19 protein-coding genes and 2 pseudogenes are annotated in these 23,770 nt (G+C 69.9%); 6 read left to right on the top strand and 15 right to left on the bottom strand.

All coding sequences use genetic code 11. The features are described from left to right. Nucleotides 1-91 precede the first annotated feature (91 nt). A complete protein-coding gene (locus BN3794_RS04365; protein WP_425476692.1) occupies nt 92-2,422 on the top strand; it encodes a family 20 glycosylhydrolase in 2,331 nt (776 codons plus the stop codon). 50 nt (nt 2,423-2,472) lie between these two features. Here BN3794_RS04365 and BN3794_RS04360 read toward each other — a convergent pair whose 3' ends face one another. Continuing rightward, nucleotides 2,473-2,895 carry a VanZ family protein gene (locus tag BN3794_RS04360; protein WP_236493185.1) on the bottom strand — a complete coding sequence of 141 codons (423 nt, stop codon included), beginning with the start codon at nt 2,893-2,895 and terminating at the stop codon, nt 2,473-2,475. Next, nucleotides 2,892-4,079, bottom strand: a complete 1,188-nt coding sequence (locus BN3794_RS04355; protein ID WP_066093915.1) for a class I SAM-dependent methyltransferase — start codon at nt 4,077-4,079, stop codon at nt 2,892-2,894. The genes BN3794_RS04360 and BN3794_RS04355 overlap by 4 nt, the downstream gene beginning before the upstream one ends. Before the next feature lie 55 nt (nt 4,080-4,134). Here BN3794_RS04355 and BN3794_RS04350 point away from each other — a divergent pair, with 55 nt between their 5' ends. Further along, nucleotides 4,135-4,872 carry a pteridine reductase gene (locus tag BN3794_RS04350; RefSeq protein WP_066093912.1) on the top strand — a complete coding sequence of 246 codons (738 nt, stop codon included), beginning with the start codon at nt 4,135-4,137 and terminating at the stop codon, nt 4,870-4,872. 113 nt (nt 4,873-4,985) lie between these two features. Here BN3794_RS04350 and folK read toward each other — a convergent pair whose 3' ends face one another. From folK to BN3794_RS04295, 11 genes and pseudogenes are all read right to left on the bottom strand, one after another. Then, nucleotides 4,986-5,474 carry a 2-amino-4-hydroxy-6-hydroxymethyldihydropteridine diphosphokinase gene (gene folK, locus BN3794_RS04345; RefSeq protein ID WP_066093909.1) on the bottom strand — a complete coding sequence of 163 codons (489 nt, stop codon included), beginning with the start codon at nt 5,472-5,474 and terminating at the stop codon, nt 4,986-4,988. An 18-nt stretch (nt 5,475-5,492) separates the two neighbouring features. Further along, nucleotides 5,493-7,046, bottom strand: coding sequence for a response regulator (locus BN3794_RS04340; RefSeq protein WP_066093905.1), 1,554 nt, complete (start codon nt 7,044-7,046; stop codon nt 5,493-5,495). Nucleotides 7,047-7,054: 8 nt separating this feature from the next. Then, nucleotides 7,055-7,495 carry a response regulator gene (locus BN3794_RS04335; RefSeq protein WP_066093902.1) on the bottom strand — a complete coding sequence of 147 codons (441 nt, stop codon included), beginning with the start codon at nt 7,493-7,495 and terminating at the stop codon, nt 7,055-7,057. Beyond that, a complete protein-coding gene (locus BN3794_RS04330; RefSeq protein ID WP_066093899.1) occupies nt 7,492-9,315 on the bottom strand; it encodes a sensor histidine kinase in 1,824 nt (607 codons plus the stop codon). Before BN3794_RS04330 ends, BN3794_RS04335 begins: the two co-directional genes overlap by 4 nt. Before the next feature lie 114 nt (nt 9,316-9,429). After that, nucleotides 9,430-9,738, bottom strand: a complete 309-nt coding sequence (locus BN3794_RS04325) for a hypothetical protein (RefSeq protein ID WP_147675651.1) — start codon at nt 9,736-9,738, stop codon at nt 9,430-9,432. A 120-nt stretch (nt 9,739-9,858) separates the two neighbouring features. Next, nucleotides 9,859-10,422, bottom strand: a pseudogene (locus BN3794_RS04320) (DUF2242 domain-containing protein); the annotation flags it as partial. A gap of 120 nt (nt 10,423-10,542) precedes the next feature. Next, the gene (locus BN3794_RS04315) at nt 10,543-12,720 is read right to left on the bottom strand and encodes a carboxy terminal-processing peptidase (protein ID WP_425476691.1); all 2,178 of its coding nucleotides are present in this window, start codon (nt 12,718-12,720) and stop codon (nt 10,543-10,545) included. Between the two features lie 194 nt (nt 12,721-12,914). Beyond that, nucleotides 12,915-13,925, bottom strand: a complete 1,011-nt coding sequence (gene lipA, locus BN3794_RS04310; protein ID WP_066096977.1) for a lipoyl synthase — start codon at nt 13,923-13,925, stop codon at nt 12,915-12,917. Nucleotides 13,926-13,946: 21 nt separating this feature from the next. Then, complete coding sequence (gene lipB / locus BN3794_RS04305) at nt 13,947-14,663, bottom strand: lipoyl(octanoyl) transferase LipB (RefSeq protein ID WP_066093889.1); 717 nt, start codon at nt 14,661-14,663, stop codon at nt 13,947-13,949. Further along, nucleotides 14,651-14,929 carry a DUF493 family protein gene (locus BN3794_RS04300; protein ID WP_066093886.1) on the bottom strand — a complete coding sequence of 93 codons (279 nt, stop codon included), beginning with the start codon at nt 14,927-14,929 and terminating at the stop codon, nt 14,651-14,653. The genes lipB and BN3794_RS04300 overlap by 13 nt, the downstream gene beginning before the upstream one ends. An 82-nt stretch (nt 14,930-15,011) precedes the next feature. After that, nucleotides 15,012-15,998, bottom strand: a complete 987-nt coding sequence (locus tag BN3794_RS04295) for a CsgG/HfaB family protein (RefSeq protein WP_425476690.1) — start codon at nt 15,996-15,998, stop codon at nt 15,012-15,014. Between the two features lie 633 nt (nt 15,999-16,631). Here BN3794_RS04295 and BN3794_RS04290 point away from each other — a divergent pair. Then, the gene (locus BN3794_RS04290; RefSeq protein ID WP_236493184.1) at nt 16,632-17,693 is read left to right on the top strand and encodes a lipid A deacylase LpxR family protein; all 1,062 of its coding nucleotides are present in this window, start codon (nt 16,632-16,634) and stop codon (nt 17,691-17,693) included. A gap of 35 nt (nt 17,694-17,728) precedes the next feature. Here the strand turns inward: BN3794_RS04290 and BN3794_RS04285 are convergent, their stop codons facing one another. Continuing rightward, nucleotides 17,729-18,139: an RcnB family protein gene (locus tag BN3794_RS04285; protein WP_066093879.1), complete on the bottom strand. Its 411-nt coding sequence runs from the start codon at nt 18,137-18,139 to the stop codon at nt 17,729-17,731. A gap of 235 nt (nt 18,140-18,374) precedes the next feature. Between BN3794_RS04285 and ettA the strand changes: the two genes are divergently transcribed. The 3 genes from ettA (at nt 18,375) to BN3794_RS04270 (ending at nt 22,939) form a co-directional block, all read left to right on the top strand. Further along, nucleotides 18,375-20,039, top strand: coding sequence for an energy-dependent translational throttle protein EttA (ettA, locus tag BN3794_RS04280; RefSeq protein WP_066093874.1), 1,665 nt, complete (start codon nt 18,375-18,377; stop codon nt 20,037-20,039). 315 nt (nt 20,040-20,354) lie between these two features. Beyond that, nucleotides 20,355-21,047 carry a response regulator transcription factor gene (locus BN3794_RS04275; RefSeq protein ID WP_066093871.1) on the top strand — a complete coding sequence of 231 codons (693 nt, stop codon included), beginning with the start codon at nt 20,355-20,357 and terminating at the stop codon, nt 21,045-21,047. A 14-nt stretch (nt 21,048-21,061) separates the two neighbouring features. Then, nucleotides 21,062-22,939, top strand: a complete 1,878-nt coding sequence (locus BN3794_RS04270; protein WP_078059591.1) for a sensor histidine kinase — start codon at nt 21,062-21,064, stop codon at nt 22,937-22,939. Between the two features lie 9 nt (nt 22,940-22,948). Here the strand turns inward: BN3794_RS04270 and BN3794_RS15790 are convergent. Beyond that, nucleotides 22,949-23,702, bottom strand: a pseudogene (locus BN3794_RS15790) (IS5 family transposase). Nucleotides 23,703-23,770 lie beyond the last annotated feature (68 nt).

Genomic DNA, 23,770 nt, shown 5'->3' with positions numbered 1-23,770 from the left:
AGCTGGGTCCGCCCAGCCATAGGCTCATGCTGTTGCCGGCCCCCACCCGCGGGGCCGGCCTCTTTTCACGCCAGACCGGGAGAGACGACCCTTGGCCCCGATCCGTCACGCGTCCCTGGCCACCTCGCTGCTGTGGGTTGCATCGCTGTTCGTGCTTCCGGCATTGGCCACCGCGGCCGCGCCACCCGAGGTGCCCGTCATCCCGGAACCTGCGAAGGTCACGGCCGGCACGGGTCATTTCGTCCTGTCCAGCGATACCCGGGTCGTGGCAGACAGCCCGCAGGCAGGCCGCGTCGCCGCCCAGTTCGCCGAGCTGATGCGCAGCAGCGGCTTGCCGGTTGCCGCCGGCGCGTCGTCGGCCGGCGACAGTCTCGTGTTCGAACTGGTGGCTCCTGCCGCCCTGCCCGGCGCCGGCCCTGAAGGCTACGTGCTGCATGTCGCCGCACACCGGACCAGCGTGCGCGCCAGCGACGAGCGTGGCCTGTACTACGGCGCGATTACCCTGTGGCAACTGGCCGGCGCCGCACCGGCGGGTACCGGCGATGCCTCGCGCATGCTGGCCGCGACCACCATCGAGGACGCGCCGCGCTTCGCCTGGCGCGGCTTCATGCTCGATTCGGCCCGCCATTTCCAGAGCGTCGAGGAGGTCGAGCGCGTGCTCGACATCATGGCGCTGCACAAGCTCAACACCCTGCACTGGCACCTGACCGACGACCAGGGCTGGCGCATCGAGATCCCGCGCTACCCGAAGCTGACCGAGGTCGGCGGCTGCCGCGTGCCGGCCGGCGATGCCGGCATCGGCGCCGACGGCAAGCCGGTGCCGTATTGCGGCTGGTACACCCAGGCCCAGATCCGCCAGGTGATCGCCTACGCCGCCGCGCGCCACATCACCATCGTCCCCGAGTTCGACGTGCCCGGCCATGCCACCGCCGCCATCGCCGCCTACCCCCGGCTCGGCGTCACCGGCAAGCCGCTGGCCGTGTCCAACGAATGGGGCGTGAACTCGAACCTGTTCAACGTCGACGAATCCACGCTGCGCTTCCTGGAGGACGTGTTCACCGAGATCGCCGCGCTGTTCCCCGGCCCGTACGTGCACGTCGGCGGCGACGAGGCGGTGAAGGACCAATGGCTGGCCTCGCCGCGCGTGCAGGCGCGGATGAAGGCGCTGGGCATCAAGGACGTGGCGCAGCTGCAGAGCTACGTCATCAAGCGCATGGAAAAGACCCTGGTCGCGCACGGCAAGCGCCTGATCGGCTGGGATGAGATCCTCGAAGGCGGGCTGCCGGCCGAGGCGACGGTGATGTCCTGGCGCGGCATCGAGGGCGGCATCGAGGCCGCGCGCCAGGGCCACGACGTGGTGATGTCGCCGTCCTCGGAGCTGTACCTGGACTACCTGCAGACCGACCTGCCGGGCGAAGCGCCGGGCCGGCCCGCACTGATCCCGCTGCAGCAGGTGTACGCGTTCGAGCCGGTGCCGGAGGCACTGGACGCGGCGCAGCGGCGGCACATCCTCGGCCTGCAGGCCAACCTGTGGACCGAGCACACGCGCACCTTCGCGCGCCTGCAGCACGAGATGCTGCCGCGCCTGGCCGCGGTCGCCGAGACCGGCTGGAGCCCGCGCGAGCGCAAGGACTACGCCAGCTTCCTGCAGCGCTTGCCGACCCATTTGCAGCGTTACGCCAGTCTCGGCATCGGCTACGCCCGCACGCCGTTCGACGTGAAGGCCACGATCGAGGGCGACCGCGCCACCGGCACCGCCACGGTCGCACTCTCCAACCCGCTCGGCTATCCGGTGCATTACACGCTCGACGGGAACGTGCCGACGCCGGCATCGCCGACCTACGCCGCGCCGCTGGCGCTGCGCCTGCCCGCCACGCTGAGCGCAGCGGCCTTCGCCGACGGCCGCGCGCTCGATGCGCCGCGCACGTTCCGCGTCGACGCCGCCGCCCTGCTCGAACGCGACAGCCAGCGGCTGTCCACCTGCCCCGGCAGCGGCACGCTGGTGCTGCGGCTGGAGGACGACGGCCCGCGCGAGGGCGATCGCGCCATCTTCAACGCCGACATCTTCAAGCCGTGCTGGGCGTGGAAGCAGGCCGACCTGGACGGCATCGCGGCGCTGCGCGTGCGCGCCGGGCGCATCCCCTACTACTTCCAGCTGGCCCACGACGAACCGGCACGCACCTTCGAGCCGGCCACCACGGCGCACGGCGAGCTGCTGCTGCGCGCCGACGCGTGCACCGGCGAACCGCTGGCGCGCGTGCCGCTGCCGGCCGAGCCCGGTGCCGACGGTTTCGCCACGCTCGACGTGCCGCTGCCGGCCGCGCTCGCCGGCCGCCACGACCTGTGCGTGAGCTTCAGCGGCGACACCCGGCCGACGATGTGGGTGCTGGACCGGATGACGCTGGAACCGGTCGGCCGCTGAGGGCGGCACCCCGTCCCCGCAGGCGGGCGGCCATTCGGCCGCCCGTCGCTTCAGCGCCGTCGCGCCCGCTGCCACCGCCACAGCAGATCGCGCAGCCACGGCCAGCCCGCCGTGGCCGCTCCCAGGGCGATGCCCAGCGCATCGGCCAGCACATCCATCGGGTCGGCCATGCGCGTGGTGGTGAATGCGCCCTGCGCGATCTCGATGCCGATGCCGAGCAGCACCAGCAGCGCCGCCGCGCGCCACCAGCCGCGCCGGCCGTCGAACACCTGCACCGCGCCGGCCATCAGCACGAGGAAGCCGGCGACGTGCTCGACCTTGTCGCCGCCTTCGGGCACCTGCGGCAGGTCCGGCCCCGGCAGCAGGCAGACGGCCACCGCCGCCGCCACCGCCAGCCACCACAGCCCGGCCCACAGCCATGGCCGGGCGAACGGCCGCACCGGCAGCAGCGCGCCCGCACCGGGACGGATCACAGCCGCCAGGTCAGGTCGCCGACGGCAAAGGCGGCGTCCATGTCCACGCCGCGCACGAAACCCATCGCCTGGAAGCGCTCGCCCATCTCCGAGGGCAGGGTCAGCTGCTTGAACTGCCCGCGCAGGCGCAGGCGCGCGGCCTCGTCGGCGGCGCGCCCCTCGGCTGCCTGCAGCAGCGCATCGATGCCGCAGCCGAGCAGGAAGCTGGACTGGGTGCAGTAGCCGGCCAGCTCGAAGCCGGCATGGGTGCCGGCCTCGGCCAGCGCGGTGAAGTCCACCGAGGCGGTCAGGTCCTGCAGGCCCGGCCAGCGGTACACGTCGGCATGCATGTGGTGGCGATAGAACGCGCGCAGCGTGCCATCGCTGCGCTCGGGCAGGTAGAACTCGCGGCGCGGGTGGCCGTAGTCCAGGAACAGCATCGCGCCATTGCGCAAGCCGCCGGCCACCGCCTGGATCCAGTACGGCAGCTGCGGCAGCACTTCGGACCGGTAGCCATCGGCTAACGGCTCGCCCAGCTCGCGCTCCAGGTGGCGTACCGCCGCGCTCACCAGCGGATCCGCCGGTGCCTGGCCGCGGGTGAAGGCTCCCTCCCCGTCCAGCCGCACCGTCTCCTCGTAGACCTCGCCCTCGCGCAGCGAAAAGCGCGTGACCGGCAATGCGTCGATCACCTCGTTGGCGAACACCATGCCGTCCCATTCTTCCTCGAACGGCCGGTCCGGCCATTCCAGCAGCTCGAACACCGGCGGGATCAGCGAACGCCCCAGGCGCTCGCGCTGGCGCTGGCGCAGGTCGGCGCTGGGTTCGAGGATGGCGTAGCGGTCCGGCAACGCGTCCAGCTCCAGCAGGCGCTTGAGCATGACCTCGGCGAAGGCGCCGCTGCCGCCGCCGAGCTCGAGCATGCGCGAGTCCGGGCCCAGCCCGCGCAGCACCGGCGCCACCGCGTTGGCCACCGTGGCGGCGAACAGCGGGCCGATCTCCGGCGCGGTGACGAAGTCGCCGGCCTGGCCGAACTTGTGCGCGCCGGCGCTGTAGTAGCCCAGTCCCGGCGCATACAGGACCAGCTCCATGAAGCGCGAGAACGGCAGCGCGCCGCCGTTGGCCATGATCTCGGCGCGGATGTGGGCGGCCAGGCGGTCGCTGTGGGCCAGCGCCTCGAAATCGGGAACGGGAAGCTCGGAATGCATGGGACCGGCACAGCGTGGACAATGCCCGACAGCATAGCCGAGCGGAGATTCCTGCATGCCCGACGCCTCGCCCGTCGCCCTGGTCACTGGCAGCGCCCATCGCATCGGCGCGGCCATCGCGCGCCACCTGCATGCCCACGGCTATCGCCTGGTCCTGCACGCGCACCGCTCCGGCCAGGCGCTGCAGCAGCTGGCCGATGCGCTGAACGCGCATCGCGCCGATTCGGCCGCCACGCTGCTGGCCGACCTGCGCGAGCCCCAGGCCCCGGCGGGCCTGGTGGCCGGCGCCGCCGCATGCTTCGGCCGGCTCGACGCCCTGGTCAACAACGCCTCCAACTTCTTCCCCACGCCGGTCGGCCAGGCCACTGCCGACCAGTGGGACGCGCTGTTCGCGGTCAACGCCCGCGCCCCGTTCCTGCTGATGCAGGCCGCGGCACCGTACCTGCGCCAGCACGACGGCGCGATCGTGAACATCACCGACGTGCACGCCAGCCATCCGATGCGCGAGCATCCCGCCTATTGCGCGGCCAAGGCGGCACTGGCCAGCCTGACCGCCTCGATGGCCCTGGAACTGGCTCCGCGGGTGCGGGTCAACGCCGTCGCCCCGGGCGCCATCCTGTGGCCGGAGCACGGCAAGAGCGAAGCCGCCAAGCAGGCCGCGCTCGACCGCACGCCGCTGCGTCGCACCGGCCGTCCCGAGGAAGTCGCCGAGGCGGTGCGCTGGCTGCTGTCCGCGGCCGGCTACGTCACCGGCCAGACCCTGGCGCTGGACGGCGGCCGCTCGCTCGACTGAGATTTCCTCCCCCATCGCCGGGAATGGACTCGGGCCTGGCCGGTGGCAGACCGTGGCACCTGGCGGCAGTCAGGCGCTCGGGGCCGGCGTCGCGGCGGGCGGCCACAACCGGCCTACGCGGCCAGCTCGACCACCTCGAGGGCCCGGCCGAAATCCGGATGCGCGCGCCACAGCTGCGCCAGCGTACGGCCGCTGAGCGGATCGACGAAGTCCGGCGCGATCTCCGCCGCCGGCCGCAGCACGAAGGCATGGCGGAGCTCGGGCCGCGGGATGCGCAGGTGGCCCGGGCCGTCGATGATGCGGTCGCCGTAGAACACGATGTCCACGTCCAGGGTGCGGCTGGAATAGCGCGGCTGGCTGCGGTCGCGGCCTTCGGCATCCTCCAGCGCATGCAGCCACGCATCCAGGGCCTGCACGTCCAGCCCGGTATGCAGGGCGACGGCGTTGTTGACGAAGTCCGGGCCGTCGAACCCGACGGCGGCGGTGCGGTAGGCGCTCGACGCGGTGACCGGGCCGAAGCGCTGGCGCAGGGCCTGCACCGCGCGCCCCAGGTGGTGCGCCGGCTGCAGGTTGCTGCCCAGGCTGAGGATGACATCGACCATGGCCCGTCTCGCGGCGGCTCAGTCCACCGTGTCGCGCACGCGCGGCGCCGCCTGGCTCGCGGCCGGCGCCAGCGTGTCGCCGACCGCGCGGAACACCCGGCGCATCTCCAGCGGCTTGGTCAGCACGTGCACGGCGATGTCGTCGGGCAGGTGCTCGCGCTGCAGCGGCGCGCCCACGTCCTCGAGCACGATGGCCGGACCGCGGTAGCCCATTTCCGCCACGGTCAGCAGCAGGCTCACCGCCGACAGCAGGATGATGTCGGCATCGACGATCATCAGGTCGGGCAGGTCGTCCTTGCGCACGTGGCGCAGCGCGGCCGCCCCGTCCCCTGCCAGCAACGGGCGGTAGCCCTGGCTTGACAGCGCGTTGCCCAGCAGCGACAGCCGCGTGGCCTCGCCGTCGACCACCAGGATGCGCTGGCCGTTGCCGAACGGCACCGGCGTGAATTCCTCCACCGGACCGGTGGCCGGCTGCTCCGGCAGGAACATGTCGAAGCGCGTGCCCTTGCCCGGCTCGCTGTACACCTCCATGCGCCCGCCATAGGACTCGATGATGCGCTTGCACGAGCTCAGGCCCAGCCCGGTGCCGTCGGGCTTGGTGGTGAAGAACGGCGTGAACAGGCGCTGCAGGGTCTGCGGGCTCATGCCGATGCCGGTGTCGATGACGCTGAAGCACACCGCGTCGTTGCCGTCCTGGTCCACCGCCGCCACCGCACCGAGGGTCAGCTCGCCGCCCTCGGGCATGGCCTGGATGGCGTTCAGGCCGAGGTTGAGCAGGCATTGCTGCAGCTCGGTGTAGTTGGCCTGCACGGCCAGGTCGCCATCGGGTACGTCCAGGTGCAACTGCACGCCGCGCGGTACGCTGCTGCCCAGCAGCAGCTGCACTGCCTGGAACAGCGAGGCCACCGACACCCGTTCGCTGTCCTTGCGCGAACCGCGCACGAACGACAGCATCGACTCGGCCATCTCGTGCCCGCGCCGGCCGCATTCGGCGATCACGTTGGCGAGCTGGCGCAGCTGCGGATCGTCGGACCGGCTCTTGAGCAGGTCCGGCACGATCAGCAGCGGCTGCAGGATGTTGCGCAGGTCGTGGCTCAGCCCGGCAGCCAGCAGCGCCATGCTTTCCAGGCGCTGGGCACGGATCAGCTCGCGCTCCACGCGCTGGCGCTCGACCTCGTTGCGGACCTCGCGGATCGCGCGCGCCACCGCCGACGGCAGCCGGGTCGGATTGTGCTTGATGATGTAGTCGGCCGCGCCCTCGCGCAGCGCCTCGACCGCGGTCTCCTCGCCCATGGTGCCGGACACGAAGATGAAGGGCACCGGCGGATGGCGATCGCGCACCATCGCCAGCGCCTCGTAGCCGGAGAAGCCGGGCATGCTCAGGTCGGAAAGCACGATGTCCGGGCCGAAGCGCTCCAGCGCCTCGTGCAGGTCCTCGCGGTTGTCCACGCGCCGGAACGTGGCCTGCAGCCCGGATTCCAGCAACTGGTCGCACAGCAGCTCCGCATCCTCGGCCGAGTCCTCGACCAGCAGGACATTGATCGGCCCCAGCGGTGGCCCGTTCAGCGGCATGGCAGGCCTTACTCGCCCTCGGGCGCTTCGTTGATCACCGCCCAGAACGTGCCCAGGGTCTTGACCGCGTTGAAGAACTGGTCGATGTCCACGGGCTTGACCACGTAGGCGTTCACGCCCAGGTCCCAGCTGCGCGCCAGGTCGCTCTCCTCGCGCGAGGAGGACAGGATCACCACCGGCATGCGCTTGAGCGAGTCCTCCGCGCGGATCTGCTTGAGCACCTCGAGCCCGTCCATGCGCGGCATCTTGATGTCCAGCAGCAGGACCGCGGGCACGCCCTCGACGCGGTCGGCGAACGCGCCGCGACGCAGCAGGTAGTCCATGGCTTCCACGCCGTCCTCGACGTGGACGATCGGGTTGGCCAGCCGGGCCTCGCGCAGCGCGTCGATGGCCATCTCCGCATCGGCAGGACTGTCTTCGGCAAGCAGGATGGTACGGATGGCGGTCATGCGGTCGTCGGCTCTCGTTGTGGCGCGTCCAGCGCGGGAGGAAGCGTGAAATGGAAGGTGGCGCCCTTGTCGGGCTCGGCCTCGGCCCAGATGCGCCCGCCGTGGCGGCTGAGCACGCGGCGCACGCTGGCCAGGCCGATGCCGGTGCCGGAATACTCGCTGGCCTTGTGCAGGCGCTGGAACACGCCGAAAAGCTTGCCGGCATAGGCCATGTCGAAGCCGGCGCCGTTGTCGCTCACCGTGAACAGGTGGCTGCCGTCGGGCTGCTGGCGGTAGTCCACGTGGATTTGCGCCACGTCGCGCTTGCCGCTGTACTTGACCGCGTTGCCCAGCAGGTTCTGCCACACCTGCCGCATCATGTTCTCGTCGGCGACCACCACCGGCAGCGGCGCGATGTGCCATTCCACGCGGTGGTGCCCGTCGTCGCTCTCCTCGATCTGCGAGTCGAGCATGGACCGGGTCTCGGCCACCATCGACTGCATGTCCACCGCCTGCAGGCGCAGCGCGCTGCGTCCCAGGCGCGAGTAGACCAGCAGGTCGTCGATCAGCGCGGCCATGCGCTGGGCCGAGCTGGAAATGACCTGCATGTAGTGCTGGCTCTTCTCGTCGGCCGCCTCGCCCAGGTGGCGGCCGAGCTTGTCCACGAAACCGGAGATGTGGCGCAGCGGCGCGCGCAGGTCGTGCGATACCGAGTAGCTGAAGGCCTCCAGCTCGCGGTTGACCTCCGAGACCTGCTCGACCTTGCCCTCTAGCTGGCGGTTGAGCCGCTCGATCTGGTGCTGCGCCGCCTTCTGCACGGTGACGTCGCTGACCGTCATCAGCACCACGCGGTCCTCGCTGTCGGGCAGCGGCATGCGCCGCGCGTTGAGCAGCATCGTGCGCGGCACGCCGTCGGCGCCCTTCTGCGCATGCTCGTAGTCCCACAGCTCGCGGCCACGCAGCATCACGTCGGCCAGGCGCTGGCGCACCACCGGATCGGCCCAGGCCCCCTTTCCGACCTTGTCCAGGGTCAGGCCGCTGGTCTCGTCCTCGAGCCCGTACAGTTCGGCGAAGGCAGGGTTGTACATGAGCAGGTTCTGCTTGCCGTCGAGCAGCACGATCGGCTCGCGCACGGTCTGCAGCACCGCGGTCGCACGGGCGCTGGCGCGCAGCAGCGAGCGCTCGACCTCCAGGCGCTGGCCGATCTGGCGCCGCAGCAAGCGCACGATGGCGAACAGCAGCAGCAGCTGCACGCCCATTGCCACCCAGCCCAGGATGTTGGCCCACCAGCGCATGCGCTCGGCGCGCTGGGTGCGCACTTCCAGCAGCCGGTCCTCGCGCGCCAGCAGCGTGCCCGCCAGCGGGCGCAACGGGTAGCGCGTGGCCATGTCCTCGGCCAACATGCGCGCCTGCTCCGGCTCGTTGCGGTGGCTGGCGACCTCGCGTGCCAGCTCCAGCCGGCGCCGGATCGTCACCTGCAGCTGGCCGATCTCGTTCTGCTGGTCGGGGTTGTCGCGCACCAGCTGCGAGAGCACGTCGATGTTCTGGGCCAACGACGCCTCGCCCTCGGCGACGCGCGTGCGCAGGCTGGGCGCGCTGATGCCCAGCGCCATGGCCAGCGTCGCCGACTCCACGTCGCGCACGTCGGCGACCACCTGCTGCAGGACCGCCTGCACCTTCTGGGTATGGGTCACCCAGGACGCCGCCTCCAGGCTCTCGCGCGTGACCTCGCGCAGGAACAGGTACGGCACCACGACGATCAGGAATACCAGCAGCACGAGCAGCGGCAGGCGCAAGCCGCTCCAGATGTCCTGCCGTGGTGATTCGACCGACGGAACCAAGCCCTGCCCCTCCTGACGACACGCAGGCCGCGCGAGCGGCCTGCCGCCGAACGCCCTATGCGGTCGGGCGAATCATCTTACGTGAGTTGCCACGAAAGGCCACCCCCGCGGCACTCAGGCGCCGGAGGGCGCCCGCGGAAATGCCGACCCGGACAGGCCGGCCCGGGCCAGCAGGGCCATGGCGTGGCGGCGCAGTTCGACCCGGCCGCCTTCGGAAAGTCCCTGGCCGCAGGCAGCCAGCACCCGTTCCAGGCGCAGGCGGAACTGCTCGCTGCCGATGTCGGCGTGTTCGGCCAGCAGCGTCCACAACGCGATGTCGAGCTGGATCAGCGCGGGCTCGACCTGGCCCACATCCCGGCCGGCCGCTTCCGGAAGAATGCGTCCGTCGCCGGAGAGATGTACCGAAAGAGAGGGAAGATCCAAGCGAGGGAACTCCTGGCCGGGCGCGTCACCACCATGGTGCCGGACCGGACGATCATTAGACTGCGCGCGATTGTCTGCGTGCCGCCGTCCAGGAACCGTGAGGAACGTTCAGGGGCGATCCGGGGCCGGGGCGGGCGTTTCGGGCGGGGTCGCGCCGGGCAGGTACGATTCCACCAGGTCGAACAGGCGATCGTAGAAGGTCGCATCCTGGATGGTGCTGCTGGCGACCTTGACCAGCGAATCGTCGCTGCTGCCGACCGGCAGCGAGATCGAGCCGAGCACGCTCACGCCCACGCTCGCCGAGGTGGCGTTCTTCTTCAACGCATACCGGTCCCGCAGCGCGCTGGCGAACACCCAGCTGTGCCCGGCGTCCTGGGCCATGCAAGAGAGGCGGATGTCCAGCTGCTCGTGCATGTCGTCCTTGGGCTGGAAATTCTTCGAGCCCTCCACCGTGTCGGCGGTGGCCTTGCCGACCACGTAGCCCTGGCTGAGCAGCGCCCGGCGCCCGGCCTCGCAGGCCTGGTCCGGGGTCACCGCCACGCTGCGCGAATAGGTCTGGGTGGAAGAGAAGGACTCGCGCATGACCAGGTCGTTGGCCTGGCGGGTGGCACAACCGGCCAGCCCCGCCCCGGCCGCCACGGCCAGGGCCAGGGCCAGCCAGCTGAAACAACGCGACGGATTCATGCGGCGTCACCGCGACACGGAAGGGAGGAGGCGAAGGGTAGCGCCATGGCGTGGTGCCGGGATGAAGGAAACGCATCCGCACGCCGGTTCCCGGCCCGAACGGGCCGGGAACGGAAGGACTCAGTCGGCCCAGCGGCCTGGCGCGGTCGACTGCGGCAGCACCTGGGCGGACAGCGGCACGTCCTTGTCCAGCAACTGCACGGCATCGGCCAGGATCGCCGCCGACTCGTGCAGCAGGGGATCCGGGCGCTGGTCGGCCAGCTTCTCGCGGGCGGCATCCTTGGCCACGTCGCGCTCGCTGGCGGCCAGGCCGTCGTCGTCGGCGTCCTCGGCCAGCGGATCCAGCGGCAGGCCGAGCTTCTTGCGCGTGGCCTGGCGCTCCTTGCGCTGGGTGTCCTGCTTCTCGCGCTCGGCGCGGCGCTGGGCCTCGTTGAGCACGACGTACTTCTTGGCCGCTTCCTCGCGGAACTGGCGCACGTCCTGCTCCCACCACTGGAATTCCATGTCCTGGGCCACGCGCGCCTGGTGCAGGGCGTCCAGGCGCGGCAGCAGCGGCGCGAAATTGCCGTACTGCACGTGCGGCACCGCGCCGATGCGGGTCCACGGCAGGGCGTTGTCGTAGGTGCTCTCGCCGAACTGGGTGGCGTCCACGCTGGCCGGGAAGGCGATGTCCGGGGTGACGCCCTTGACCTGGGTGCTGGAACCGCTGATGCGGAAGAACTGGGCGATGGTCAGCTTGACCTGGCCGAAGCGCGCGCCTTCCCGGCCCGGCCAGCGGTCGAGGTCGACGATGTTCTGCACCGTGCCCTTGCCGAAGCTGTCCTCGCCGATCACCAGGCCGCGGCCGTAGTCCTGGATGGCGCCGGCGAAGATCTCCGAGGCGCTGGCCGAACCGCGGTTGATCAGCACCGCCAGCGGCCCGTCCCAGGCGACGGCGGGATTGCTGTCGCCGTTGACGGTGACCCGCCCGCCCGATTCGCGCACCTGCACCACCGGCCCCTGCTCGACGAACAGCCCGGTCAGCTCGATGGCCTCGTCCAGCGAGCCGCCACCGTTGTTGCGCAGATCCAGCACCACGCCGTCGACCTTGTCGGCCTTGAAACCGGCAAGCAGCTTGGCCACGTCGCGGGTGGCCGAGGCGTAGTCGGTGACGCCGCGGCGGCGGGCGTCGAAATCCTGGTAGAAGCCGGGCAGCTTGATCACGCCGATGCGGCGCTGCGGGGCCTCGCCCGCGGCCGGCAGGGTGATGGTCTCGCCCTTGGCGGCCTGCTCGGACAGGCGCACCTTCTGCCGGGTCAGCACCAGCATGCGGTGCGAGCCGTCCAGGCCCGCGGCGGCCGGGATGTACTCCAGGCGCACCTCGGTGTTGGCCTTGCCGCGGATCTTGGCCACCACGTCGTCGATGCGCCAGCCGATCACGTCCTCGATCGGGCCGGACCGGCCCTGCCCCACGCCGACGATGCGATCGCCCGGCTTGAGGGTGCCGTCCATCGCCACCGGACCGCCGGGGATCACCTCGCGGATGACCACCTCGTCGTCCTGCTTCTGCAGCTGGGCGCCGATGCCTTCCAGCGACAGCGACATCTGCTGGTTGAAGTTCTCGGCGGTGCGCGGGTCGAAGTAGTCGGTGTGCGGGTCGACCGAGTTGGCATAGGCTTCCATGAAGATCTGGAAGACGTCCTCGCCCTTGAGCTGGGCCATCGACTTGGACAGGTTCTGGTAGCGCTTGTCCAGGGTCTTGCGGATGTCGTCGGGCTTCTTGCCCGCCAGCTTCAGGCGCAGCCAGTCGTTCATCACCGACTGCCGCCACAGCCCGTCCAGGGCCTTGTCGTCCGCTGCCCACGGCGCATCCTTGCGGTCGTAGTAGAAGCGCTCGTCGCCGTTGAAATCGAAGTTGGCGCTGGCCAGCAGCTTGCGCGCGTACGCGACCCGGCCGTTGACCCGGTCGCGGTAGACGGCGAACACCTGGAAGGCCGGATCGAGCTGGCCGCTGCGCACCGCATCGCCGATCTTGGCCTGCAGCGGCGCGAAGCGGTCGATGTCGGCCTGGGTGAAGAACTGCTTGCCCGGGTCCAGCGCCTCCAGGTACTTCTTGAAGACGTAGGTCTGCATCGGCCCGTCGAGCGGGCGCGGGCGATAGGCGTAGCGGCTGTCCGAGAGCAGGCCGTAGACGAGCTTGGACGTGGTCGCCTGGTCGGCCGAGGCCGTCAATGGCAGGGTCGGCGCATCGGCCAGGGCCGGTGCCAGCGGCACGGCGAGAACCAAGGCCAGCAGGGGAGCCTGCAGCAGGCGGGGCATGCGGTATTTCATCGGGTCACTCTCGGCACCGGGCCGTGGGGGTAAGCATGGGCGATTGGACAGGACGACAGTGCCCAAAGTTGCGACGCTTGTCATCCATGCCTGTGGTCACAGGCTAGCCATGCCCCCGTAGGAAAACGTGAATGGGCATGCACGGGCGACGGCGCCCCGGCGCCGGACAGGCGGGTGGGCGGTCAGGCGCCCACTCCCGCGCCGGCGGCCTGGCGGTCGGCATGGTAGGACGAGCGCACCATCGGCCCGGACGCCACGTGGGAAAAGCCGAGCGCGTCGCCGTACTGCTCCAGCGCCTTGTACTCCTCCGGGGTCCAGTAGCGCAGCACCGGATGGTGATGGGCACTGGGCTGCAGGTACTGGCCGATGGTGACCATTTCCACGTCGTGCGCGCGCAGGTCGCGCAGCGTGGCCTGCACCTGCTCCAGGGTCTCGCCCAGGCCGAGCATGATCCCGGACTTGGTCGGCACCTCCGGGTGCTGCGCCTTGAACTGCTTCAGCAGGGCCAGCGACCACTGGTAGTCCGCGCCCGGGCGCACGTTGCGGTACAGCTCCGGCACGGTCTCGATGTTGTGGTTGAACACGTCCGGCGGGCTTTCGGCCAGGATCTCCAGCGCGCGCTCCATGCGGCCCTTGCCGCGGAAGTCGGGGGTGAGGATCTCGATGCGTGTGCCCGGCGACTGAGCGCGGATCGCGGCGATGCAGTCGACGAAGTGGCGGGCGCCGCCGTCGCGCAGGTCGTCGCGGTCCACGCTGGTGATGACCACGTACTTCAGGCCCATGTCGGCGATGGTCTGCGCCAGGTGCGCCGGTTCCTCGGCATCGGGCGGCTTGGGCCGGCCGTGGGCGACGTCGCAGAACGAGCAGCGCCGCGTGCACACCTCGCCGAGGATCATGAAGGTGGCGGTGCCGTGGCCGAAGCACTCGTGGATGTTCGGGCAGCTGGCCTCCTCGCACACCGTGACCAGCCGGTTGTCGCGCAGCTTGGCCTTCAGCGCCTGCACCGCGTTGCCGGAGGGGATGCGCACGCGGATCCACGAAGGCTTGCGCAGCACCGGCGCATCGACGAACTGCACCGGCGAACGGCTGATCTTGTCGCCGGCCAGCTGCTTGGCGCCCTGCTCCAGCGACGCCGGCGGCGCGCCTTCGGCGACGACCTGCAGGGGGATGGCACGGGAGGAGGACTGGCTCACGTCGGTCACCGGTGGAGCGGCCTAGGCCGCGATGGAAAGATCGGGCAGTGCCGGGTCGGGCCGCAGGACCAGCCCGAACTGGCGGGACATCTGTTCCAGCAGCACCGGCTTGACCGCATCCAGCCCGGACGGACCGCCCAAGTCTAGCACCGAGGTCATGCGCAGGCCGGCGTAGCCGCAGGGGTTGATGCGATGGAACGGCTCCAGGTCCATGGCCACGTTGAAGGCCAGCCCGTGGAAGGTGCGGCCGTGGCGCACGCGCACGCCGAGCGAGGCGATCTTGGCCCCGGCCACATACACGCCGGGCATGCCGGCCTGGCGTTCGGCCCCGATGTTCCACTCGGCCAGCGTGTCGATCACGGTCTGCTCGAGCTTGCACACGTAATCGCGCACGCCGATGCCGAGCCGGCGCAGGTCCAGCAGCGGATAGGCCACGATCTGGCCGGGGCCGTGATAGGTCACCTGGCCGCCGCGATCGACGTGGATCACCGGGATGTCGCCCGGGGCCAGCACGTGCTCGGGCTTGCCGGCCTGGCCGAGGGTGAACACCGGATCGTGCTCGACCAGCCAGACCTCGTCGGGCGTGGCTTCCTCGCGCGCATCCGTGAAGCGCTGCATGGCGTGCCACACCGGCGCATAGGGCTGGCGCCCCAGGTCGCGCACGATCGCCTGCCGGTTCCCGGCACCAGCGTCCGTCGCCGGGCAGGCGCCGGCCGCCGGCGCGGTCACAGCGTCCACTTCACTTCCGGGTGGGCACGCAGCGCGCGGTGGGCGGCGTCGTACTGCTCGCGGCTGTCGGCCTGGAACACCAGGCGCACCGAAACGTACTTGCCGTTGGACGAAAGCCGGGTACCGGTGTGTTCCTCGAGGACCTTCACGCCGGTGCCGGCCAGCAGCCGGGGCAGTTCCTGCTCCAGGCCCGCATTGGCCGAGCCCATCGCGCTCAGCTCGAAGGTGCCGGGAAACTGGAAGCCGTGTTCGGGATTGTCGGACTTGATCTCCATGCCCGCATTATCGGGGCGGGCGCCGCCAAACCCAAGCGGCGGGCGGGCGCCGTACCGGCCACCCGCCGTCCGCGTGCCGCGCCTACTTGGCCAGCTCGATCATGTTCGAGGACACCCAGCCCTTGTTGCCGAGCTCGTCCTCCACTTCGAACATGGTGCCGTCCTTGTTGCCGGTGGGATACAGCAGCATGCCCGGATCGATCTCGCGCACCGCCTTGCCGGTGCCCTTGGCGTTGGCCAGCAGCCGGCCCGGCCGGGTCGCCCGGTAGGCCTGCTTGACGTTGGCCGCCGAGGCGTTGTCCGGCAGGCCGCCCAGCTGGCCGACGATGTCGGTGTAGGCCTGCAGGTAGGCCAGGGTGATCACCTGGCCCAGCTCGGTGTTGGCGTAGCCGCCCACCCCCGCCGCGCCGAAGCCGCCGCCGCTGAACAGCCCGCCGCTGGCGCCCCACCCCAGGTCGGTCTTCTTGGCGGTGCCCTCGGCCATGGCGACCTGCTCGGACGAACGCACGTCGGTGACGGTCAGCACCACGTCGGCGGTCTTGCTCTTGAGGTTGATGCCGCTGGCCAGCGCTCCGGCACGGCCGCCGATCAGGCCGCCGATGATCCCGCCGATGGCATTGCCGCCGGCGTTGTTGTTCTGCGCGATCAGGTCCGGGACCATCACGTAGTCGGCCGCCTTGATCTGGCCCTTGCCGATGTTCGATTGCGCGCGCAGGTCGCCGCTGGAGGCCAGGCCACGCTCGTACTGGGCGGCGGCCATGCCGGCGCCGCGGTCCACCAGGGTGAAGCAGCGCGACTTGTTGACGAACACCTTGATCAGCTTGGACGGCGCCGGCAGCTGCTGGCCGGTCCACCAGTTCACCGCATCCTCCGGCTCGATCACCGAGATGCTGCCGAGCGGCTTGGCGCATACCGGGATCTGGGCCTCCCCCTGCTTGCGCTGCTCCTGCGCCGTGCCCTTGCTGCCGAACATGTCCTTGAGCCCGGCCGATGCCGGGGCGCTGACCAGACAGGCGGCCAGCGCGGCGCCGGCCGCCAGGACACCGGTACGTGACATCCAGTTCTTCATGATGACGTGATCCTTGCCAATGATTTCCACCGAAGCGCCCTTCGTGGGCCCTTCCCCCGCCACGGTCCGTGGCCCGGCCCGCGGCCGTGAACGCACGATAACCGAAACACCGCGACACCCACCACCGGCGTCCGCGGGGCGGCGGGCAGGCCACGCCGAGGCGACATCGGTGCCGGCGTTCCGGCTGTCCGCCAGCATCAACGCAACGGCCACGCCAGCGCGGACAGCCAGCCCTTTCTTCGTGGCGCCGCGGGTGGGCGGCATCCCGGACGTTCGGTGTAATGCCGACAGCCTGGCCGCCCTGCGGGCCGAACTCGACGGCGGGAGCGCGGCACACCGGGCACTCCGCGTACCGGCCCGCGGTGGGAAAGCGCCTCCCGGGACCCGCGGTGGCGGGTACGCGCCGCGCAAGACGAAGCGCCCGGGACTTCAGGCACCGCCGCGGCAGGCCTCCTTCGACGACAGCAAGCGCTCGCCCGTGCAGTCGGGCCACGGCTCCGCCCGGGCCATGCCCTCCGCGGGATTGGACGCACCCGCGGGATGGTCCTGCCCGGCATCGCCGGCGCCCAAGCCGGCGGACTTCTGGCAGCATGTGACCATTTGTTGCGGCAACGGATGCCGTCGGGAATGCCCATGCCGAGCCTGCCCTCTTCCTCCCGCTGGATCCTCGCCTTCGGCGCCGCACTGTCCGCACCGGCGATGGCGGCCTCGCAATGTCCGCGCAGCGCCCTGGACGACCATCCGCCGACGGTCAATTTCCGCGTGGACAACGACCTGTTCGGCGGCGAGGACCAGGACCAGGGCTACACCAACGGCGCGGAACTGAGCTTCGTCTCGCCGAACCTGTACGACTACACCAGCGATCCGTGCCTGCCGCGGCTGGCGCGCTGGTTCAACCGCCACCTGGAGCGCCTGCATCCGGGCGAATTCCAGCAGCAGAACATGGTGTTCGGCATCGCCCAGGGGCTGTTCACGCCCAAGGATCCCACCCGCCACGACCTGATCCGCGACGACCGCCCCTATGCGGCGGTGCTGCTGGCCTCGTTCGGCTACAACGCCCGCAACCAGGACCACCTGCGGACCAACCAGCTGCAGCTGGGCATCGTCGGGCCGGCCGCGCTCGGCCGCCAGGCCCAGGACCTGGTCCACAAGATCACCGGCAGCAAGAAGTTCGAGGGATGGGGCAACCAGCTGCACGACGAACCGGTGTTCCGGCTGGTGCACGAACGCATGCGGCGCTGGCCCGGCGACGGCACCGTCAACGCCGCCGGCTGGGGCTGGGATGCGATCAGCCACTGGGGTGGCGCGCTCGGCAACCTGGGCACCCATGCCAACGTCGGCGGCGAGGTGCGCTTCGGCTGGAAGCTGCCCGACGACTTCGGCAGTTCCCCGTTGCGGCCGGCCGGCGAAAACACCGCCCCGTCCGGACAGTCGCGCGGCAGCGGCTGGTCGGCGCACCTGTTTCTGACCACCGACGCGCGCTGGGTACTGCGCGACATCACCCTTGACGGCAACACCTTCCGCGACAGCCACAGCGTCCACAAACGCCCGTTCGTGGCCGACATCGGCTACGGCCTGGCGATCTGGCGCGGCCACTGGAAGTTCGCCCTGGCGCGCTACCACCGCACCCGCGAGTTCGACGGCCAGCTGCAGACGCCGGTGTTCGGCAGCTTCACCGTCAGCCGCATGCTGTAACCGGACGGCCCGGCAGGGGCCGCCCCGGCGCTGGCTCAATGGCGCAGGATCAGGTCGGTGATGATCCCGGTGGCGATGGCCACCATCAGGAAATCGCCGCGATCGTCGCGCACCCAGCGGTATCCCGGCGGCGGCGGGCGCAGGCGGTGGGAACGGTAGTCGCTCACCACGTAGACCGGACCGCGGTAATGGTCGCCCCGGTGCCAGCGCGGCGGCGGCGGTGCGGGCCGGTAGACCACCCGCGGCGGCGGCGCCGGCCGGTAGTGAGCAGGCGGCGGGCCGTGGCGCGGACCGCGGTCGTGGCGGTCGCCCCGGTCGTGGGAAGGACCATGGCGATCGCGGCCATCGTCGTAGCGGTCGGGGCCGCCGGCGGCCAGCGCCGGGGCGGCGGCGGCCAGGGCCAGGATCGAGCCGAGCAGGGTCGGAAGCAGTCGCGGAAGGGGCATGTCGACTCCGGGGTCTTGGGGAACGGCTCCATATTGCCCGGCGTGACTGAACGAAATTTCGCTGGAACCGCTTGCAACACGGCGACACGCCCACAGCTCGGCAACGCATTCATCCACGGTTGCCTGCGCCCCCGGCCGCGGCCCGGCGGGTGCTGCCGCTATAATCGCGCCATCCCTTTTCCTGCCAGCTCCGCCGCCCGGTGCGGACGGGGCCGGCCTGCGCTACGGAGCCTGCATGTCGTCCCAGTACATCTACACCATGAACCGCGTGTCCAAGGTGGTCCCGCCGAAGCGGCAGATCATCAAGGACATCTCGCTGAGCTTCTTCCCCGGCGCCAAGATCGGCCTGCTCGGCCTGAACGGCGCCGGCAAGTCCACCGTGCTCAAGATCATGGCCGGCGTGGACACCGACTTCGAGGGCGAGGCGCGGCCGCAGACCGGCATCAAGGTCGGCTACCTGGCACAGGAACCCGAGCTCAACCCGGAGCACACCGTGCGCCAGGCGGTGGAGGAAGGCGTGGGCGACGTGCTGCAGGCCCAGGCCGCGCTGGAGAAGGTCTACGCCGCCTACGCCGAGGAAGGCGCCGACTTCGACGCGCTGGCCAAGGAGCAGGAGCGGCTTGAGGCCATCCTGGCCGCCGGCGATGCGCACACGCTGGAGCAGCAGCTGGACATCGCCGCCGACGCGCTGCGCCTGCCGCCGTGGGACGCGGTGATCGGCAACCTGTCCGGCGGCGAGAAGCGCCGCGTGGCGCTGTGCCGGCTGCTGCTGCAGAAGCCGGACATGCTGCTGCTCGACGAGCCGACCAACCACCTCGACGCCGAGTCGGTGGAATGGCTGGAGCAGTTCCTGCACCGCTACACCGGCACCGTGGTGGCGGTCACCCACGACCGCTACTTCCTCGACAACGCCGCCGAGTGGATCCTCGAGCTCGACCGCGGCCGCGGCATCCCGTGGAAGGGCAACTACACCGAATGGCTGGTGCAGAAGGAAGACCGCCTGAAGCAGGAAGAGAACCAGGAGAAGGCGCGGCAGAAGGCGATCCAGAAGGAACTGGAATGGTCGCGCCAGAACGCCAAGGGCGGCCGCTCCAAGGGCAAGGCGCGCCTGGCGCGGCTGGAGGAACTGCAGTCGGTCGACTACCAGAAGCGCAACGAGACCAACGAGATCTTCATTCCGCCGGGCGAGCGCCTGGGCAACTCGGTGGTCGAGTTCAAGCACGTCTCCAAGCGCTTCGGCGACCGCCTGCTGATCGACGACCTGAGCTTCATCGTGCCGCCGGGCGCGATCGTGGGCATCATCGGCCCCAACGGCGCCGGCAAGTCCACGCTGTTCAAGATGATCACCGGGCAGGAGAAGCCGGACTCGGGCGAGATCGTGACCGGCCCGACCGTGAACCTGGCCTACGTGGACCAGAGCCGCGGCGCGCTGACCCCCACCAACACCGTGTTCCAGGAAGTCTCCGGCGGCCTGGACATCCTCAACATCAACGGCGTGGAGATCCAGTCGCGCGCCTACATCGGCCGCTTCAACTTCAAGGGCACCGACCAGCAGAAGCTGGTGGGCAGCCTGTCCGGCGGCGAGCGCGGCCGCCTGCACATGGCCAAGACCCTGCTGCAGGGCGGCAACGTGCTGCTGCTGGACGAACCGTCCAACGACCTGGACATCGAGACCCTGCGCGCGCTGGAAGACGCGCTGCTGGAGTTCCCCGGCAACACCTTCGTGATCAGCCACGACCGCTGGTTCCTGGACCGCATCGCCACCCACATCCTCGCCTTCGAGGGCGACTCGCACGTGGAGTTCTTCCAGGGCAACTACCGCGAGTACGAGGAGGACAAGAAGCGCCGCCTCGGCGACGACGCCGGCCCGAAGCGGCTGCGGTTCAAGGCGCTGAAGTAAGCCTCGCTGGCCGGTGCGCGTGGACCGTGCGCACCGGCATCAGGCAGGCCGCGGGCCGGCCAGCATGGCGAGCGTGCCTGCGCGATCAGCGGAACGGCACGCGCTCGAAACCGAAGGTGCTGAAATGCGTGATCCGCGACGGATACAGGATGCCGTCTGGGTGGTCCACCTCGTGCTGGACCACGCGCGCTCGACCTGGTCGACCTCGCCCACGCTGCGGCAGGCTATTCGCGGCCGGGATATCACCGATCTCCGGGATGGCAGGATGCTTGAGGCAGCCCTATAGTCGTGCCCTGCCCGCCAGACCCGCAGAGCATGTATCCCCCGACCCCCGTGCCTGGCACGCCGCTGTTGCCCACGCCCGTGCTGGTCGTGGAGGACGAGCCGGTATTCCAGCAACGCATCCTGCGCATCCTGCTGCAACTGGGTTACGAGCAGGAAGCCCTGTGCATGACCGGCACCCTGCGAGCTGCCCGGGATCTGCTGGCTCAGGATCCGGTGTCGTTGGCCCTGATCGACCTGGGATTGCCTGATGGCTCGGGGATCGAGCTGATTTCCGAGCTGCGCCAAGACGATCCGGCCGTGGGCATCCTAGTGATTTCCGCCTGGAGCACCCAGGGGGCCATCCTGGAGGCGCTCAAGGCCGGCGCAACCGGCTACGTGCTCAAGGAGCGCGAAGACATCGAAATCTCGCTGGCCATACGCAGTGTCCTGCGCGGCGGGGCACCGATCGACCCGTTCATTGCCCGCGACCTGATCACCGAACTGCACCCGCCCCTGGCCGATGGCGCACCCATGGACTCCGCGCACGCCGGCTTGCTGAGCGCACGGGAAGGGCAGATCCTCCGCATGATCGCCGACGGACTGGCCAATCGCGAAGTGGCCGGGCAGCTGCATATCTCCCGCCATACCGTCGAATGCCATATCAAGCACATCTACCGCAAACTGGCCGTCTCCTCGCGCACCCAGGCTATCCACGAGGGGCGCACCCTTGGCTTGTTGCGCTGATCGCATGGGGCTGGATGCTGCTGGCGCTGGCGATGACCGGCCCGGCCGCGGCCGCCACGCAGGCGCCCGCCGCGCCAGGCCCCGCGGTCCCTTGCAGCGCTCGACTGCTGTCCATCGAGGCGTCCAAGGCCTTGGACGATGGCCGCACCCCGATCTCGGGCTGGCAGCCAATCACCCTGCCTGACTACTGGGGCACCCGCTGGCCGGGGTTTTCGGGGCAAGCCTGGTACCGCATCCAGTGGCAACCAGCCTGCCTGGATGAGCACGGCTCGCCCCGGCCGCTGGCCCTGTTGGTCAAGTGGATCAGCCTGGCCGGGCGCATCCAGCTGGGCCCCTCCCTGCTGTGGCAGGACCGCTACCAGCAGGAGCCGCTGACCCGCAGCTGGAACATGCCGCGCTACCTGCAGCTGCCCTCCGGCGAGGTTCATCCCGGGGTCAACACCGTGTGGATTCGGGTCACCGGGGTGACCGCACAGAACCCGGGGCTGGGACCGGTCCTAATCGGCGATCCGGCCACCCTGCAGGACCTGCAGGATCGCAAGACCTGGAACCAGCGCACCGCACTCACGCTGAGTTTGGCCATCACCTTCTGCCTGGGTTGCACCTTCACATGCATCTGGTTGTGGCGGCCCTCGCAGAAACTGGCGCTGTGGCACGCCCTGCAGTCGTTTTCCTGGGTGTTTTTCGGCTGGACGATGCTGGCCACCACGCCGTGGCCGTTTCCCACCTCGCTGGGCATGGCCCGGGCCAGCAACATGGGCCTGGTGATCTTCCTGGCCTGCTTCTGCATGTTCGGCTGGGAGCTAGTCGGCGGTGCGCGGCGGCGCTGGAGCAAGGCCCTGCTGTGGGGACATGCCGCAGTGCTGATGGTGGCCTCCGCCTGCATCCCAGCCACCGTATTACCCGCGCTCCAGCGCTGGACCAGCGCCTCCCAGGTCGGCCTGCTCATGCTGATCGCCGTGCAATTCATCGTGCTGGCCATCCAGCGCCCGAGCCTGGAACGGGTGCTGTTTGCCCTGTGCATGCCGGCCTGCATCGTGGCCGCCACGCATGACGCCCTGGCAATCAGTGGACACCTGCAGAGTGACAGTCCGGCGTACACCATTTATGCCAGCCTTGCCTCCACCGTCCTCACCGCGCTGTTGCTGGGGCGGCGCGCGGCCCACAACGTCACCCGCATCGAGCGCTTCGAGGAAAAGCAGCGCCTGGCCATCGCCCAGGCCTGCGAGGAGCTGGGCCAGACGCTTGAACACAAGCACAGTCTGGCCATGAGCAACCTGCAGCTGCAAGAACGCCTGCAGCTGGCCCATGACCTGCACGACGGCCTGGGCGGGCAGATCGTGCGCTCCATTGCCATCGCCGAGCGCGATGCCACCGCGTCCTTGCGCCAGGGCGCGCTGCTGGCCTCGCTGAAGATCATTCGCGACGACCTCCGGCAGATCATCGACCAGGGCACCGGCCTGTCCAACCAGCCACCGGATACGCCCACCCGGTGGCTGGCCCCCTTGCGGCACCGTTTCATGGGCATGCTGGAAGAATTCGGCATCGCCCTGGACTGGGAGGTCCCCAGCCAGTGGACATGGATACCCTCCGCGGCCCAATGCCTGGCCCTGACCCGGTTCCTGGAAGAAGCTCTGACCAACGTGATCAAGCACAGCCGGGCGCACACCGCCCGAGTCAGCCTGGGCCAGCAGGCGACAACCGGCGAGCTGGTGCTGAGCGTTGAGGACGATGGCATGGGGTTCGACCCAGATGCCATCTGCCAGAACAGCCTCAACGTGGGCATGCAGAGCATGCACAGCCGCCTGGCCCGGATCGGCGGACAGGTGGAGGTCACATCGCGCAGCGGCCGCACCCGTGTGGCCGCCCATCTGCCGCCCCCCTTCGCCTAGGACCTGTCATCAATTGAGCAAGATGGCTGAGGCGATCCAGTAGATCGCGCCGAGGAAGTTGCAGGCGGTCTTGTCGTAGCGGGTGGCAATGGCCCGGTACTGCTTGAGTTTGGCAAAGAAGTTCTCGATCAGGTGCCGATCCTTGTACAGCGCCCGGTCCTAGTCTCGCTGCACTTTGCGCGTTGGATGGGAAGGGATGACGATCTGCGTCCCCTGCCGCTGCATCGGCTCAATGACCCGTGCCCTGGCGTCGTAGGCTCGGTCAGCGAGCAAGGCTCCGACCGACACTGCTGGTAGTAACGCATCGGCACCTTCCAGATCCGAAGCCTGGCCAGCGGTCAGATGAAAGGCCACCGGATTGCCCAGTGCATCGACCACCGCGTGGATCTTGCTGCTCAGTCCGCCGCGGCTGCGTCCGATGGCCTGTGGCGCCCCCTTTTACCCCGGCGCTGTGTTGATGCGCCCGGACGATGGTGCTGTCGATCATTGCGTATTCGTTGTCCGCGTCCTGCGACAAGGCTTCGAACACCCGTTGCCAGACCCCGGCGCGGCTCCAGCGGCTATGCCGCAGGTGGATCACGCGGAAATCGCCGAACCGTTCAGGCAGATCCCGCCAGGGAATGCCGGCCCGATAGCGGTAGAGGACGGCCTCGACAAACAGCCGGTTGTCCTTGGCAGTCACACCCACATGGCCAGCCCGGCCGGGAAGCAGATCGCGGATACGATCCCATTGATCGTCTCGCAGGGCGTAGCGGCGTGCCATTGCGCGGGGGAGGTCGGAAGGGGGCGACAAGCATCGCCCATCTGGGCAATTGATGACAGGCCCTAGGT

The organism is Xanthomonas massiliensis (assembly GCF_900018785.1).
Taxonomy (GTDB): Bacteria; Pseudomonadota; Gammaproteobacteria; order Xanthomonadales; family Xanthomonadaceae; genus Xanthomonas_B; species Xanthomonas_B massiliensis.
Note: the sequence above shows the minus strand (reverse complement) of the source record. Positions and strands in the feature narration are given on the sequence as shown.